The 14,190-nt window shown below is 73.3% G+C and carries 15 protein-coding genes; 6 read left to right on the top strand and 9 right to left on the bottom strand.

The genetic code is table 11. The annotated features are described in order from the left end of the window. Positions 1-235: 235 nt before the first annotated feature. Genes nagA through ACQP03_RS31945 form a run of 3 tightly spaced genes read right to left on the bottom strand, consistent with a single transcriptional unit; the run spans position 236 to position 3,240 of the window. Complete coding sequence (gene nagA / locus ACQP03_RS31955) at positions 236-1,345, bottom strand: N-acetylglucosamine-6-phosphate deacetylase (protein WP_357128833.1); 1,110 nt, start codon at positions 1,343-1,345, stop codon at positions 236-238. A 15-nt stretch (positions 1,346-1,360) separates the two neighbouring features. Then, entirely contained in the window at positions 1,361-2,254 is an 894-nt protein-coding gene (locus ACQP03_RS31950) for an ROK family protein (protein WP_433461236.1), read from the bottom strand. 56 nt (positions 2,255-2,310) lie between these two features. Beyond that, entirely contained in the window at positions 2,311-3,240 is a 930-nt protein-coding gene (locus tag ACQP03_RS31945) for an SIS domain-containing protein (protein WP_357172482.1), read from the bottom strand. 203 nt (positions 3,241-3,443) lie between these two features. Here ACQP03_RS31945 and ACQP03_RS31940 point away from each other — a divergent pair, with 203 nt between their 5' ends. The 6 genes from ACQP03_RS31940 (at position 3,444) to ACQP03_RS31915 (ending at position 8,545) form a co-directional block, all read left to right on the top strand. Next, positions 3,444-4,229 carry a DeoR/GlpR family DNA-binding transcription regulator gene (locus ACQP03_RS31940; RefSeq protein WP_053654382.1) on the top strand — a complete coding sequence of 262 codons (786 nt, stop codon included), beginning with the start codon at positions 3,444-3,446 and terminating at the stop codon, positions 4,227-4,229. 207 nt (positions 4,230-4,436) lie between these two features. Further along, positions 4,437-5,360, top strand: coding sequence for an ATP-binding cassette domain-containing protein (locus ACQP03_RS31935; protein ID WP_433461234.1), 924 nt, complete (start codon positions 4,437-4,439; stop codon positions 5,358-5,360). Continuing rightward, positions 5,357-6,373, top strand: coding sequence for an ABC transporter permease subunit (locus ACQP03_RS31930; RefSeq protein ID WP_357172479.1), 1,017 nt, complete (start codon positions 5,357-5,359; stop codon positions 6,371-6,373). The genes ACQP03_RS31935 and ACQP03_RS31930 overlap by 4 nt, the downstream gene beginning before the upstream one ends. Positions 6,374-6,486: 113 nt before the next feature. Continuing rightward, positions 6,487-6,909, top strand: a complete 423-nt coding sequence (locus ACQP03_RS31925) for a DUF3263 domain-containing protein (protein WP_357172476.1) — start codon at positions 6,487-6,489, stop codon at positions 6,907-6,909. A gap of 169 nt (positions 6,910-7,078) precedes the next feature. Next, on the top strand, positions 7,079-7,909 hold the full coding sequence (locus ACQP03_RS31920) for a hypothetical protein (RefSeq protein ID WP_357392329.1): 831 nt from the start codon (positions 7,079-7,081) through the stop codon (positions 7,907-7,909). 126 nt (positions 7,910-8,035) lie between these two features. Next, on the top strand, positions 8,036-8,545 hold the full coding sequence (locus ACQP03_RS31915) for a GNAT family N-acetyltransferase (RefSeq protein ID WP_357128855.1): 510 nt from the start codon (positions 8,036-8,038) through the stop codon (positions 8,543-8,545). Between the two features lie 49 nt (positions 8,546-8,594). Here the strand turns inward: ACQP03_RS31915 and ACQP03_RS31910 are convergent, their stop codons facing one another. The 6 genes from ACQP03_RS31910 to ACQP03_RS31885 all read right to left on the bottom strand — a co-directional run bounded on the left by ACQP03_RS31910 (position 8,595) and on the right by ACQP03_RS31885 (position 14,094). Next, the gene (locus ACQP03_RS31910) at positions 8,595-9,491 is read right to left on the bottom strand and encodes a superoxide dismutase (RefSeq protein WP_357128858.1); all 897 of its coding nucleotides are present in this window, start codon (positions 9,489-9,491) and stop codon (positions 8,595-8,597) included. Positions 9,492-9,619: 128 nt separating this feature from the next. Then, positions 9,620-11,818: an AAA family ATPase gene (locus tag ACQP03_RS31905; protein ID WP_357392330.1), complete on the bottom strand. Its 2,199-nt coding sequence runs from the start codon at positions 11,816-11,818 to the stop codon at positions 9,620-9,622. 36 nt (positions 11,819-11,854) lie between these two features. After that, complete coding sequence (locus tag ACQP03_RS31900) at positions 11,855-12,364, bottom strand: hypothetical protein (protein WP_357128864.1); 510 nt, start codon at positions 12,362-12,364, stop codon at positions 11,855-11,857. Between the two features lie 38 nt (positions 12,365-12,402). Then, complete coding sequence (locus tag ACQP03_RS31895; RefSeq protein ID WP_357392331.1) at positions 12,403-13,158, bottom strand: GTP-binding protein; 756 nt, start codon at positions 13,156-13,158, stop codon at positions 12,403-12,405. After that, positions 13,136-13,624, bottom strand: coding sequence for a DUF742 domain-containing protein (locus tag ACQP03_RS31890; protein WP_357128870.1), 489 nt, complete (start codon positions 13,622-13,624; stop codon positions 13,136-13,138). The genes ACQP03_RS31895 and ACQP03_RS31890 overlap by 23 nt, the downstream gene beginning before the upstream one ends. After that, positions 13,621-14,094, bottom strand: coding sequence for a roadblock/LC7 domain-containing protein (locus ACQP03_RS31885; protein WP_355050923.1), 474 nt, complete (start codon positions 14,092-14,094; stop codon positions 13,621-13,623). The genes ACQP03_RS31890 and ACQP03_RS31885 overlap by 4 nt, the downstream gene beginning before the upstream one ends. Positions 14,095-14,190 lie beyond the last annotated feature (96 nt).

The following is a 14,190-nucleotide window of genomic DNA, read 5'->3' as shown; positions in this document are numbered from 1 at the left end:
GTCGGGCTGCGCCGCGAGAGGTACCAGGCCCCTTCCTCATGCCCTGTCGAGCTGCCCCGGATGTGGGGCGCGATGTGTCGGGTCGAGCTGCCCCGGATGTGGGGTGGGGCGTGTCGGGTCGAGTTGGCTGCTGCTGCCGGGTTCGATTTCGGTGCCCTCCCGTCCCGTATCTGGGGCAGCTCGACAGGCTCTCCGACAGGCATGCGCAGGCGCTCGCCGGAGGGCACGATCCGCGTCACTCCACCCAGGAACCGCCGCGCAGCACCCGTACCACGTTGAGGTCGTCGTCGAGCACGACCAGGTCGGAGCGGAGACCCACCTGGAGGGCGCCGACGCGGTCACCCAGGCCGATCGCGCGGGCCGGGGTGGTCGCCGCCATCCGGGCGGCGTCGGCCATCGGGATGCCGGCATGCACGGCGTGCCGCAGCGCCGCGTCCATGGTCAGCGTGCTGCCGGCGATCGCGCCGTCGCGGGCGAGCCGGGCCACCCCGTCGGCGACGGTCACCGCCTGCCCGCCCAGCTCGTACTCGCCGTCGGCCATTCCGGCGGCGGCCATCGCGTCGGTGATCAGCGCGGCCCGGTCGGGGCCGGCGGTCGTGGTGGTGAAGGCCAGCATGCCGTCGTGCAGGTGTACGCCGTCGGCGACCAGTTCACAGACCACGGTGGACGCGTCCAGCAGGGCCACCACCGGGCCCGGTTCGCGGTGGTGCACCGGACGCATGCCGTTGAACAGGTGCGTACCCACGCTCGCCCCGGCGGCGATCGCGGCCTGGGTCTGCTCGTAGGTGGCGTCGGTGTGACCCACGGCGGCCACCACGCGCTGCGCGGTGAGCAGCTTGATCGCCTCCAGCGCGCCGTCGCGCTCCGGCGCGAGGGTGACCATCCGGACCGCGCCGTGGCCCAGCTCGATCAGCTCGGACAGCTCCTCGGTGGAAGGGTCCCGGAGGTACTCGGGGTTCTGCGCGCCGCAGCGGGCGGCGGAGAGATAGGGACCCTCGAAGTGGACCCCCGCCAGCACACCCTCGTCGACCAGCGGCGCGAACGCCTCGGTGGCCGAGCGCATCACGGAGAAGGGCGCGCTGACCAGACTGGCCAGCAGCGTGGTGGTGCCGTGTCCCAGGTGGAAGGCGGCCGCGGCGCGGGCCTGGTCGGCGTCCCCTGTGGTGAAGGTGTGGCCCCCGCCGCCGTGCGTGTGCATGTCGACGAAGCCCGGCAGGATCCAGTGCCCGTCGCGGACCGACGGGTACTCGGCCACCGCGGTGATCCGTTCACCGTCCCACTCGACGCAGCCCTGCCGGATGACACCGGTCGGGGTCACCACTCGGCCGTTCACCCGTTCGGTCATCGTTCCTCCTGTTGGTCAAGCACGGTCGGCGGCCAGGGTGTCGAGCGCGAGCAGGGCGGCCCCCAGGCAGCCGGCCTCGTCGCCGAGGGCGGCCGCGACGAGCTGCGGCTCACGGTGGAAGGTCATCCGCTCGTGCAGCGCCGCCCGGAGGGGGACGAGCAGCAGGTCGCCCGCCTGGGCGAGACCGCCGCCGAGCACGATCGTCGTCACGTCGAACAGTGCCTGCCCGGTGGCCAGGCCGTCGGCGAGCGCCTCGACGGCCGACCGCCAGACCTCGGCGGCGAGCGGTTCGCCGGCCGCCGCCCGTTCGGCCACGGCGGCAGCCGTCACCGGAGCGTCGGGCCGGCCGTCGGCCAGCTCCGCGTAGCGCCGGCCGATCGCGGACGCCGACGCGACCGCCTCCAGGCAGCCGGGCCGCCCGCATCCGCAACGCGGACCGTCGGGTCGGACCATGATGTGGCCGATCTCGCCGGCCGCGCCGTGCGCGCCGACGGCGGCCAGGCCGCCGACGACGTGCGCGGCGGCGATGCCGGTGCCGATCGCCACGAAGAGCACGTGGTCGGCGCCGCGTCCGGCCCCGAGCCGGGCCTCGGCGAGACCACCGACGCGCACGTCGTGGCCGAGCGCGGTGGGCAGCCCGAGCCGTCGCACCGCCAGGTCCCGCAGCGGTACGGCCCGGAAGCCCACGTTCGCCGACCACACCGCCACCCCGCGCGCCTCGTCCACCACCCCGGGGACCGCGATGCCGATGGCGACCGGGGTGAAGCCGTCGGCGCGGGCCTTGGCGGCCAGCCCTTCGGCCACGCCGAGGATGGTGTCGACCACGGCGGCCGGCCCGCGCGCGGCGTCGGTGGGGTGTCGTTCGGCGCGTACCGCCACGCCGTCCGGCCGGACCAGGGCGCACTTCATGCCGGTGCCGCCGACGTCCAACGCCACGACCACCCGGTCGTCGCGCCCAGCACCGCTCACGCCAGTACCACTGACCGGGACAGGTGTCGTGGCGCGTCCGGGTCGAGGCCACGGCTGGTCGCCAGGGCGACCGCGAATCGCTGCGCCAGGATCAGGTCGGCCATCGGGTCGACCGGGGTACGACCGGCCGACCAGCTCCCGAGCACCGTGCGCCAACCGTGCGTGCGGCTGTGCACGAAGGCGGCGCCGGTGGCGGCGACGTCCTCGGGCAGCCCGTCGGGCAACTCGCCGAACGCCCAGACCAGCCGGCCCGGCGCGGCGACCGAGATGGGACCGTGCCGGTAGTCCATCGCCGGGTACGCCTCGGCCCAGAAGGTGGCCGCCTCCCGGCACTTGAGCGCGGCCTCCTGGGCGAGGCCGACCGTCCAGCCGCGACCGAGGAAGGTGGCCTGCTCGATGGTGGCCGGGTCGATCGGCAGCGGGGAACGCACCGCCACCTCGGCGTCGGCGGCGAGCGCGGTCACCGGGTCGCCGAGGTTCGCCCGGAGCAGGGCCAGCGCGGTCGTCGCGAAACGGGTCTGCACCACCGAGCGCTCGTCGGCGAAGGCCATGGTCACCGCGGCGGCGGCCAGGTCGACGGCGGGCGCCGCCGGGTCACCGACGATGACGGTGGTGGGCGTACGCCCCCGCAGCGCGGCGAGCAGTTCCAGCACCTCGGTGGTCGTGCCGGAGCGGGTGATCGCGATGAGCCGGTCGTACTGGCGGCCGGCGGGGAACTCGGACGCCTGGAACGCGTCGGTCTCGCCCTGGCCGGCCTGCTCGCGGCGGGCCGCGTACGCCATCGCCATGAACCACGACGTGCCGCAACCGACGACGGCGACCCGCTCGCCGGGGCGCGGAAGGTCGTCACGTACGGCGTTGGACAGCGACGCGGCCTCCCGCCAACAGTCGGGTTGGCTCGCGATCTCCGCGTCCACGTACGCCATGAGTAACTCCTCGCAGGGCCGACCTGTCTGCGCAATACGGCTCGTAAGGGCCGTATTTCGCGCGTTATTCTGCGCGAACCGAGGTGGTCGTGGCAACCGGCCGGCCGATCGCGCAGGCCAGCCTTTTGCGCAAGCCTAGTTTCGCGCACTAGTGTGCACGCAATCAATCACCGACCGTGCAGTTACTGGGAGGGGCCCCCGAGGTGGACCGGTACGCCAGATGGAACGCCCTGCTGGAGATGCTGACCGACAACGGTCGGGTCAGCGTCGAGGCGGCCGCCGAGCGGCTGGACGTCTCCCAGGCGACCATCCGGCGTGACTTCGACCAGCTCGCCCAGCAGCAGATGATCACCAGAACCCGGGGTGGCGCGGTCGCCAACGGTGTCTCGTACGACCTGCCGCTGCGCTACAAGACGGCCAAGCACTCGGCCGAGAAGCAGCGGATCGGCGCTGCCGCCGCGGCGCTCGTCACGCCCGGAACCGTGGTCGGCCTCAACGGCGGCACCACCAGCACGGAGGTTGCTCGGGCGCTGGCCGTCCGGCCGGATCTCAACACCAGTGCCGAGGGCGCCCAGCTCACCGTGGTGACCAACGCGCTGAACATCGCCAACGAGCTTCTCGTGCGGTCCCGGATGAAGGTGGTCGTGGCCGGCGGGGTGGTGCGTCCGAAGTCGTTCGAGCTGGTCGGCCCGCTCGGCGGCGCGTTGCTGCGGGAGGTCACCCTGGACGTCGCCCTGCTCGGCGTGGACGCGATCGACCCGCAGCTCGGCGCCGCCGCCCACCACGAGGGAGAGGCGGCCATGAACAACCTGATGGTCGCGCGCGCCAAGCGGGTCGTGATCATAGCGGACTCGTCCAAGCTGGGCGGTCACGCCTTCGCCCGGATCTGCCCGGTCGAGCGGGTCGAGACGCTGGTGACCGACTCCGGGGCCGCGCCCGAGGTGGTGGACGCCTTCCGGGCGGCCGGCGTGCAGGTCGTCTGCGCCTGAACGGTCACGCTCCGTCGATGAAACGCATCGACCGGCGTGTCACTGCATACCGGGTATTGCGCACCGCTGCATACCGCGTATGGTGTCGGCTGTCACGCCCACCATCGGGGGAGGTGCAGCTTGCCAGCTGTCCTGGAGATCGAAGGTCTACGTAAGACGTACAAGAGTCGTCGACGCGGCACCCGCAACGCGCTCGACGGCTTCGACATGCAGGTCGACGCGGGGCAGGTGCATGGCTTCCTGGGTCCCAACGGGTCCGGCAAGACCACCACGCTGCGTACGCTTCTCGGCCTGATCCGGCCCGACGGCGGACGGATGGCGCTGCTCGGGCACGAGGTGCCCGCCGCGCTGCCCACCGTCGCCGGTCAGGTCGGCGCGATCGTCGAGAGCCCGCAGTTCTTCCCGCACTTCACCGCACGGGACACGCTGTCCCTGCTGGCCGGGGCGGGCGAGGTGCCCGCCACGCGGGTCGACGAGGTGCTGGAGTTGGTCGGGCTCCGCGACCGGTCCGGCGAGCGGGTCAAGACGTACTCGCTGGGCATGAAGCAGCGGCTCGCCGTCGCGTCCGCCCTACTCAAGAACCCGAGGCTGCTGATCCTCGACGAGCCGGCCAACGGCCTCGACCCGGGCGGCATCCGCGAGATGCGCACGCTGATGCGCAATCTCGCCGAGTCCGGGATGACCGTGGTGCTGTCCAGCCACATCCTCGGCGAGATCCAGCTCATCTGCGACTCGGTCACCATCATCTCGCTCGGTCGACGGGTCGCCTTCGGCCCGGTCGACGAGGTGCTCGCCCAGCACTCGTCCGGCGCGGTCCGGGTACGCCTGGAGGCGGTCAGTGACCTGCCGACGGCCACCGAGGCCCTTACCCGGGCCGGCATCCGGGTCACCGGGCACCCGGACCACCTGATGCTGACCGGCGTCGACAAGCCGGCGTCGGTGACCCGGCTGCTAGCCGAGCAGAACCTGTACGTCAGCGAGTTGGCCCCGATCGCGGTCGACCTGGAGAGTGTCTTCCTCGAACTGACCGCCACCGCGCCGGTCCCCGGCCAGCACCGGCAGGTCGACGAGTCCATGAAGGTCGGTGGGACGGGTCAGCCCGGCGCCACCGGAGGAGGGTGGGGCGCGTGAGCCTCTATCGGACGGAGCTGCGCCGGCTGGCCAAGCGGCGCTTCACCCGCTACATGACGCTGCTCGGCCTGCTGGTGCTGGCCGCCGTGGTGGTCGGCGTCTTCTTCACCAACCAGAAGATCGACGCCGGCCAGCTCGCCAAGGCCGAGCGGCAGGCCGACCAGCAGTACCAGGATCAGGTCCGCTGGAGCGAGCAGGAGCGGGTCAACTGCGAGCAGGCCAAGAAGGCCGGCACCTCGAGCGACGGCCGCTACCCCGACGACTGTTCGATGATCACTCCGCCGCCGCGCGAGGAGATCAAGGCGGAGTGGTTCCTGCCGTCGACGTTCAACTTCCGCAAGACGTTCGACGAGACACTGGTCCCGTTCGCGGCGATCCTCGCCCTGGTCGGGTTCGTGATCGGCGCGTCCTTCGTCGGAGCCGAGTGGAGCACCGGCGGCATGATGAACCTGCTGCTCTGGCGGCCGAAGCGGCTCACCGTACTGCTCACCAAGCTGGCCGCGCTGCTCACCGGCATCCTGGCGGTGACACTGCCCGCCGCGGTGCTGTGGTTCGCCGGCTTCTGGGCCGTCGCCAGCTTCCGGGGCAGCACCGAGAAGATGACCTCGGGGGCCTGGCAGTCGTTCGCCCTGACCGGGCTGCGCGGTGTGGCGCTGGTGCTGGTGATCACCACCATCGGCTTCGCGCTGGCCTCGCTGGGCCGGCACACCGCGATGGCCCTCGGCGGTGTCGTGGCGCTGATGGTTGTCGGCCAGTTCGGCCTCGGCATCCTGCTGTCGATGGCGAGCGTCAAGTTCGCCGAGGCGTGGCTGCTGCCCACGTACGCGCTGGCCTGGATGACGAAGACCGTCACCCTGGAGAACTGGCAGTCCTGCAACGCGACCTACTTCGGCGAGTGCAAGCCGGAGACGATGGACATCACCTGGCAGCAGTCCTCCGCCATCTTCTCGGTCGGGCTCGTGGTGATCCTCGGCGCGGCGATCTGGGCGATGCGGCGCCGCGACATCTCCTGATCGACACGTCAACGGCGTAACGTGGCCGGCTCCGACCGTCGGGGTGTCCCGACGTGCGGGGCCGGCCGCGCCGGCTACTGCGACCATGGCCGTCGCTGACTAGGCTGAACGTCATGTCCGCCGACGCCACCCCGGTCGCCCCCGAGCCGTCCACCGACGCTCGTCCGGCCGAGGCGGCCGGCGGCGTCGCGCCGAGCGTGCCGACTCCCCGGGCCGCGCCTTCCGTCGAGAGCACCGACGAGGGCGAGCCGGCCGGAACCGCGTCGTCGGACGAGGCGACGCCTGCCCCGCCCGTCCCCGCACAGGCGGGCCTGACCACCCGCGAACTGGCCATCCTCGCCTTCGAGCAGCAGTGGTGGCGGCACGCCGGCGCCAAGGAACAGGCCGTGCGGGACACCTTCGGCGTCTCCTCGACCCGGTACTACCAACTGCTCAACGGTCTCCTGGACAATCCGGCGGCGCTCGCCGCCGATCCCGTGCTGATCGGCCGGCTCCGCCGGCTGCGCTCGTCGCGGGCCCGCAACCGCCGCCGCTGACGGTGTCGGTGGCGCCGGCTGGACGACGGTACCGCTGGGCCGCCGCGACACCCGGCAGCGCAGGAATGGAGCTCGCGCGCGCGGGTACGCGACGCCCGTCTCGTCACCGTGGCACGGGTCAACGGAGGGAGCGGGCCATGAGGGGTACGACCGCGGCAGGGTCCTGCTGATGATGCGGGTACGCTCCGCGTCCGCGCCGGCCCCTGGTCGGCCCGTCAACGAGGACATGGTCTTCCAGTTCGGTCCGCTGGTCGGTGTCCTGGACGGCGCCACCGTCCCGGACGGCTTCGACACGGGCTGCGTCCACGGCCCGGAGTGGTACGTCCGACACCTGGCCGCCCGGCTCGCGGTGGCCGAGGCGGCCCGCCCGGCGGCCCGCCTGACCAGCAACCTGGCCGCGGCCATTCTCGCCGTCCGCGCCGACCACGGCGGGCAGTGCGACCTCGACCACCCGGGCACCCCGTCCAGCACCGTCTGCCTGCTGCGCGACTGCGGCGACCAGGTCGACTACCTGGTGCTCTGCGACAGTCCGCTGGTGCTCGATGTGGACGGCCAGGTCACCGTGGTGACCGACGACCGGCTGGACAGCGCGATGGCCGAGCTGCGGCAGACCCTCGCCACCGTGCCGGCGGGCGCGTCGGACCCGGTCACGCGCTTCCGGCACGCGGTAAGCATCCAGCGGGAGCGGATGAACCGTACGCACGGCTACTGGGTCGCGGCGGCCGACCCGGACGCGGCCTTCCACGCGGTGACCGGGACGCTGCCCCGGCACGGTTCGGCGGCCCTGCGCCGGGCGGCGCTGCTCAGCGACGGCGCGTCCAGCGCGGTCGAGCAGTTCGGGCTGACCGACTGGGCGGGACTGCTCGACCTGCTGAGCGCCGAAGGCCCGGCCGCGCTGCTCGGTCGGGTCCGGGACGCCGAGCGCGATCATCCCGATCGGCTCCGCCGGCACAAGCCCACCGACGACGCCTCGGTGGTGTTCTGCGAGTTCGGGCCATAGGCCAAATAACGACGGAGCGTGAGGAGAAACACGCGAACCGCCCGACCGGCCGGTACCCGTGGCCGGACCGCCATCCGCTGCCCAATGGGGTGGACTTCGGCCGATGGGGCCGGCAGACTGCGGCACGTGGCGAGTGCGGTCCGGCTGGAGCCGGTGGACGAGCGGAATCTGGAGCCGTTGCTCTCCGTAGCGGCTGCCGAGGCCGAGCCGGGTGAGGTGATGCCTCCCGTGGAGGCGCCCGCCGGCTGGTCGCTCGCCCGCCGGGAGGCCTTTCGCGAGTTCCACCGGGCGAGCTTCGCCGGCCTGGACGGCCCGACCGGCTCGCAGATGTACGCGATCCTCGTCGGCGGCGAGGTGGTGGGCATGATCCGGATGACGCGCTGTGATGAACCGGGCACGGTGGAGACCGGCATGTGGCTCGGCCTCTCGGCGCGGGGCCAGGGCATCGGCGCGGCCGCCCTGCGTGAGTTGCTCAACGTCGCCGCCCGCGCCGGAATGCGTGCGGTCGTCGCGGAGACGACGCCGGACAATGTCGGCGCGCTCGCCATCCTCGAGAAATGCGGTGCGAAACTGCGCTCAGATGGTGGAAAGGTGCACGCCGAAATCTGCCTGGATTCGACGCCGCCGGCTCGCTGAGCGGAACGGATCGGCGGCGACCCCGCCGGGGCCACCGCCGACCGTCCGATCAGGCGGGCAGTCGTACGACGTCGTAGTCGACGGTCGGGCCGGGCTCGACGTCGAACCGGCCGTTGACCACGTAGAGCGCCGAGCCGAGCAGGTCGCCGGTGGCCGGCGACCGCAGCGCCGGGCTGGTGATCTCCCGCCGGACCACCCCGGCGGTGCCGGCGGCGTTCAGCTCGACGACCGCGACGACGTTGCTCAGGTTCCGGATCACGTAGAGGGTGCGACCGCGCAGCACCAGCCCGTCCGCCCGGTCCACCGAGTAGCCGCCGAGGTCGACGACACGGCTGGCGCCGGTGCGCGCGTCGACGCGGACCAGCCGACCGGTCAACATCTGGTCGACCAGCAGGTCCCCGTCGGGAAGCGCCACGATCCCGTTGTTGAACGCGTCTGGCGTGGCGGCCGGGCCGGTGAGCGGCAGTACCCGGGCGGCGGTGGCGGCGGGCAGCCGACCACCCGCAAGCAGCGGTACGACGTACAGCACCGGCCGGGCCGAGTCGGTGAAGTAGACGGCGTGCCGGGTGACCACGAGGTCGTTGACGATGCTGCCCGGCTCGTCGGTGAACCGGTAGTTGGCCAGTTGCCCGCCGGTCGCACCGTCGTAGACGCTCGCCGTGCCGGCGGAGAAGTCGGCGGTCCACAGCCGGCCCTGCGGGTCGAGCTTGAGACCGGCCTTCTCCCGCCCCGGAGCGCCCGCGATGAACACCGAACCGTGTCCGGTACGGAGGTCGCCCCGCCAGACGGCCCCGTTGCCGACCGAGCCCACGTAGACGGTGGTGCCCCGGCCGATCGTCAGCCCTTCGGGGGAGTAGCCGTCGGGCAGGGCGATCCGGGACGGGAACGACGTCCTCGGTTGGGCGTTCGCGCCCGGACCGACCGTGGCGAGGGTTGTCGCCGCCATCAGCGGGACGACGATAAGAGAGAGCAGCCTGCGCAAGAGGGTCACCGCCAGTCGTCGAGTGGATTTCTCCACTGAGGAATGTGCTGCCCTGGTAACGCTCCGCGTACCCCAGAAGGTTGGAGCGATGCTCAGTCCCGCTCGGCGGCGTACGCGGCCAGCCAGGCGACCTGGGCCGGGTCCAGCGACGGGCGGACGCGGTCGCGGGCGGTAGCGACGTGCGCGGCGGTGACCGTGGCGGCGGCCAGCGACTCCCGCATCGCGGCGAGCGCCGCCTCCCGGATCACGGCGGCGCAGTCCGCGGCCGAGAAGCCGCCCAGGTCCGCGCCGAGGGCGGCCAGGTCGACGTCGGATGCCAGCGGCACGTTCCGGGACGCGGCCCGCAGGATCTCCGCGCGGGCCGCACCGTCCGGTGGTGGCACGTAGACGAGCCGCCCCAGCCGGCCGGGCCGCAGCAGCGCCGGGTCGACCAGGTCCGGCCGGTTCGTGGCGCCGACGACCACCACGTTGCGCAGCGCCTCCACCCCGTCCAGTTCGGTGAGCAGCGCCGCGACCACCCGATCCGTGGTGCCGCCGTCGGTGGCCTGCCCGCGTACCGGGGCCAACGCGTCGACCTCGTCCAGGAAGATCAGCGTCGGCGCGGCCTCCCGGGCCCGGCGGAACAGCTCGCGTACGGCGCGTTCGCTCTCGCCCACCCACTTGGAGAGCAGTTCCGCGCCCTTGACCGAGAGCACGTTCGCCCGGCCCGACCCGGCGAGCGCGGTGACCAGGTACGTCTTGCCGCAACCGGGCGGTCCGTAGAGCAGCACGCCGCGCGGTGGCTGCACGCCGAGGCGGGCGAAGGTGTCCGGGTAGGTCAACGGCCACAGCACCGACTCGGTCAACGTCTGCTTGACCTCGTCCAGTCCGCCGACGTCGTCAAGCGTCACCGACGCCAACTCCAACGTCGACGCGGCCATCGTCGTCGGCCGGACCACCTCCAGGGCGGCGGTGAAGTCGGCCATCGACACCGTGGGCGTCGACGCGGACTTCTGCCGCAGCGCCGCGCGTACCCCGGCCTCCCGGACCAGCGCGGCCAGGTCCGCCGCGACGAACCCGGGGGTACGGCCGGCCACCTCGTCCAGCCGCACGTCGTCGGCGAGCGGGACCTGCCGGGTCAGCACGGTGAGCTGTTCGCGGCGCAGGGGCGCGTCGGGCAGCGGCACGCTGATCCGCAGCGACAGCAGGTCCGGGGCGCGCAGCGCCACGTCGACGGCCTCCGGTCGGCTGGTGGTGCAGACCACGGCGACCCCCGCCCGGACGACCTCCGCGAGCACCTGCCGGAACACCGTGGCCAGCGGACCGGGCTCGTCCGCCGGGGCCACCGCCTCCACGTCGGTGATCAGCAGCACCGCGGGCCCGGCGGTACGGGCCGCCGTCGCGGCGGCGCGCAGCCGGTCGGCGGCGGCCTGGTCGGCCAGCGCGACCACCTCGGGCGCCCACAGCGGGTGTACGCGGGCACCCACCCGGGCCGCGACCGCCCGGACCAGCGCCGACTTCCCGGAGCCGGCCGGTCCGGAGAGCAGCACGCCCAGCGAGATGGTGGTGCCCAGCCGGCCCAGCACCTCCCGGTGGTGGAAGCCGAGGTCGAGGAGTTCGGTCAACTCGTCCGCCTGGGCGCGCAACCCCGGCAGCTCGTCCACGTCGGGCGCGTCCGTCTCGTCGACGGCGTCGACCGTCCCGGGCCGCCCGGCCGGTGGTGGCGCGCCGAGGGTGGCCGGACCGTGTTCCCAGGCGACCACCGTGTCCATGGTGACCAGCGACCCGGCGGACTCCTCGACGGTGACCACGGTGAGCAGGGTGCTCGTCCAGGCGAAGCCGACGCTGGTGGCGAGGCTGCGCCGGGCCGCCTCGACGAGACCGCGCGTCGACGCGTCCGGCAGCACGTCCTGCGGCAGCAGCGACACGTCGTCGCCGGCCGTGACCACCTTGCCGAGCAGGGCGAGCCGGAGCATCTCCGGGCTGACCGCCGCGATCACCTCCACCGGCCCGGCCAGGGTGACCCGGGCCGCCGGGGTCAGCGGCAGCGGCGAGACGCGCACCGACGCGCCGTCCCGTACGCCCAGGTTGCCGAGCGTGAGGTCGTCGGCGTAGAGCAGGGCGCTGCTCGCGCCCGCCCCGGCCGCCGCCACGATCCCGGCGGTCTCCCGGCGACCCGTCAGCCGCACCGGCGAGCCCGGTCGCAGACCCAGCGCGGTCAGCGCCTCCGGGTGCAGCCGCACGATGCCCCGTCGGGCGTCCAGCGCGGCCGGTCGAAGGCTCGCCGTCAGGGTCAGGTCGGGTGGGGCCACCGCCCGACCGTAGTACCCGTCAGCCGGTCACGCCGTTCAGCGCCGCGGATCCAACTCGTCCAGCAGCGACGGGTCGCTTCGGATCAACTCGGCCAGGCGGGCCGCCGGGTCCGGCGTCAACCCGTCCGGGCCGGACGCCCACGACGGGACCGTCCGCCCGGAGAGCGGCCAGGACGGCGGGGGTTCCACCGGGGCCGCCGGCGGCTCCGGGCCGACCGTCACGTCCGGGCCGTCCCAGGAGATCCGCAGCGGGTACGTCCGACCGTCGTGCTCCACCCGGACGGTCACCGCCAGCCCGGGGTACGCGCCGACGACCTGGCGTACCGCCTCGGTCACCTCCTCGACCGGCCCCCACCCGGCGTCGTCGGCGGGGTCGTGCCGTTCCGCGTGCCGGGCTGGCCCGGCGTTGCGGGCCGGCGCGGTGACGCCCGGCGCGGCGGTCGGGCCCGGTGGTGGCGTGGTGCCGTCACGGTCGTCGGCCCGCCGGCGCAGCGCCTCCTCGCGCCGGGCCAGCCGGGCCAGCGTCTCGTCCAGGTCGCCCCTCACCAGATCACCCCTTCCCGCCACGGCCGGAGCCGGTCGGCTCAGGCCTTCCTGTCCCGGGTGGCCCGGTCCAACGCGCGGTCCAGGACGACCAGCAGGGCGTCCCGCACGGAGAGTCGGTCCCGGGCGTCGAACTGCACCAGGGGTACATGGTCGCCGATGGCCAGCGCCCAGCGGATCTCGCCGAGTTCCAGGGCCAGTCGCCCGTCGAACGCGTTGACCCCCACCACGAACGGCAGACCGGCCCGCTCGAAGAAGTCGATCGCCGGGAAGCAGTCGTCCAGTCGGGCGCTGTCGACGACCACCAGCGCGCCGAGCGCGCCCCGGGCGAGGTCTTCCCACATGAAGCCGAAGCGGGACTGCCCCGGGGTGCCGAACAGGTAGAGCTTGAGGCTGCGGTCGATGGTCACACAACCGAAGTCCATCGCCACCGTGGTCGTGGTCTTGTTCGACCGTACGCCCGGGTCGTCCACGCCGATGCCGGCGCTGGTCATCTCGGCCTCGGTGGTCAGCGGCGCGATCTCGGAGATCGCGCCGACCGTGGTGGTCTTGCCCACCCCGAACCCACCGGCGACGAGGATCTTGACCGGTACGGGTGGCGCGGTCGACGGACGGCTGGTCGGTCCCGTGTCGGCCGGCGGCCGGTACGGAGGTGGCGGCCCGGTCGGCGGTGGCGCGCTGGCCCGTCCGGACGCCGGAGGAGTGCCCGGGGCCGCGCCGTAGCGGGCGGTGGCGCTGTTGCCGGCGAGACCCCCGATCGGGACGACCGGCCATTCAGGAGATCGCACGAAGTCCATCAATCACTCGCAGGATGAGGTCGGGGTCGTAGGCGTCGTTGGCGTCGGTGACGTGCACGTCCAGGTGCCCGGCGGCCCGCAGGTCGCCCACCAGCACCCGGGTCACGCCGAACTGCAGCCGGGCCCGGGCGGAGATCTCGGCTACCGAGATGGGTTCGGCGCAGAGCGCGATGATCGCCTGAAGCTCCGGCGCCAGCAGGCTGACCGGCGTGCCCGTCCAGCGGGCGACGTCGGAGCGGGTCACCTGCGTCTCGAGTCCGATCGCCGGATCGGCGCCGGCCACCCGCCCGGCGGTGAGCACGAACGGCCGCAGACCGGCCGGGCCACTGTCGTCCGGAGCCGGCCCCGGCGCCGGCTCCGGCGCCGCCGACGCGCCGCCCCCACCCGGGTGCGGCGTGCGCAGGTAGGGGCGGATCCGTGCCCCGGGCTCCGGGTCCGGATCCTCGCCGGCGACGTCGGGAGTCACTGCTGAACGGCGTTCTTCAGCTCGGCGATCAGGCGCGGGGTGAGCGCGCCGCCGGCCCGGCCGGCGAAGAGCGTCATCTCGTACGCGACGGTGCCCAGGTTCGCCGAGCGGTCGGCGACGACACCCAACACGGAACCGCTGCTGATAGCGCTGATCAACAGGTATCCGTCGGCCATGTCGACGATCACCCGGTTGAGGCCGCCGAGCGCGTACCAACTGGCCGCGCCCCCGGCGAGGCTGGTCATGCCGGAGACCACGGCGGCCAGACGCTCGGCGTTGGAGCGGTCCTTGATGGCCGACATGGCCATCAGCAGCCCGTCCGAGGAGACCGCGATCGCCTCCAACACCCCGGCGGTGCTGGAGGTGAAGGAGTCCAGCAGCCAGTTGAACGTGCGGGCCTCGGGGCTGAGGTCCCCGGCGGCGGCCGGCTGGGTCTGGTCGACGTTGTCGTGCAGGAAGGGGCTGGTCACCGTGATGATCCTTCTTCGTTCCGACGATCTGGGCTGACTTCGCGGAGAGCGCGGGCGACGCCCGCCTCGAAATCGGTGATGAGGCTGCGCACCTCG

The sequence above is a fragment of the Micromonospora sp. CA-248212 genome (genome assembly GCF_050948405.1).
Lineage (GTDB): Bacteria > Actinomycetota > Actinomycetes > Mycobacteriales > Micromonosporaceae > Micromonospora.
This window is presented reverse-complemented; position numbering and strand designations above follow the sequence as displayed.

What these genes read in the sequence shown, in the direction of transcription:
- ACQP03_RS31950 (WP_433461236.1), bottom strand. Translation starts at nt 2,254, where the DNA reads ATGAAGTGCGCCCTGGTCCGGCCGGACGGCGTGGCGGTACGCGCCGAA.
- ACQP03_RS31925 (WP_357172476.1), top strand. Translation starts at nt 6,487, where the DNA reads ATGTCCGCCGACGCCACCCCGGTCGCCCCCGAGCCGTCCACCGACGCT.
- ACQP03_RS31910 (WP_357128858.1), bottom strand. Translation starts at nt 9,491, where the DNA reads ATGGCGGCGACAACCCTCGCCACGGTCGGTCCGGGCGCGAACGCCCAA.
- ACQP03_RS31935 (WP_433461234.1), top strand. Translation starts at nt 4,437, where the DNA reads ATGCAGGTCGACGCGGGGCAGGTGCATGGCTTCCTGGGTCCCAACGGG.
- ACQP03_RS31920 (WP_357392329.1), top strand. Translation starts at nt 7,079, where the DNA reads ATGATGCGGGTACGCTCCGCGTCCGCGCCGGCCCCTGGTCGGCCCGTC.
- ACQP03_RS31945 (WP_357172482.1), bottom strand. Translation starts at nt 3,240, where the DNA reads ATGGCGTACGTGGACGCGGAGATCGCGAGCCAACCCGACTGTTGGCGG.
- ACQP03_RS31895 (WP_357392331.1), bottom strand. Translation starts at nt 13,158, where the DNA reads ATGGACTTCGTGCGATCTCCTGAATGGCCGGTCGTCCCGATCGGGGGT.
- nagA (WP_357128833.1), bottom strand. Translation starts at nt 1,345, where the DNA reads ATGACCGAACGGGTGAACGGCCGAGTGGTGACCCCGACCGGTGTCATC.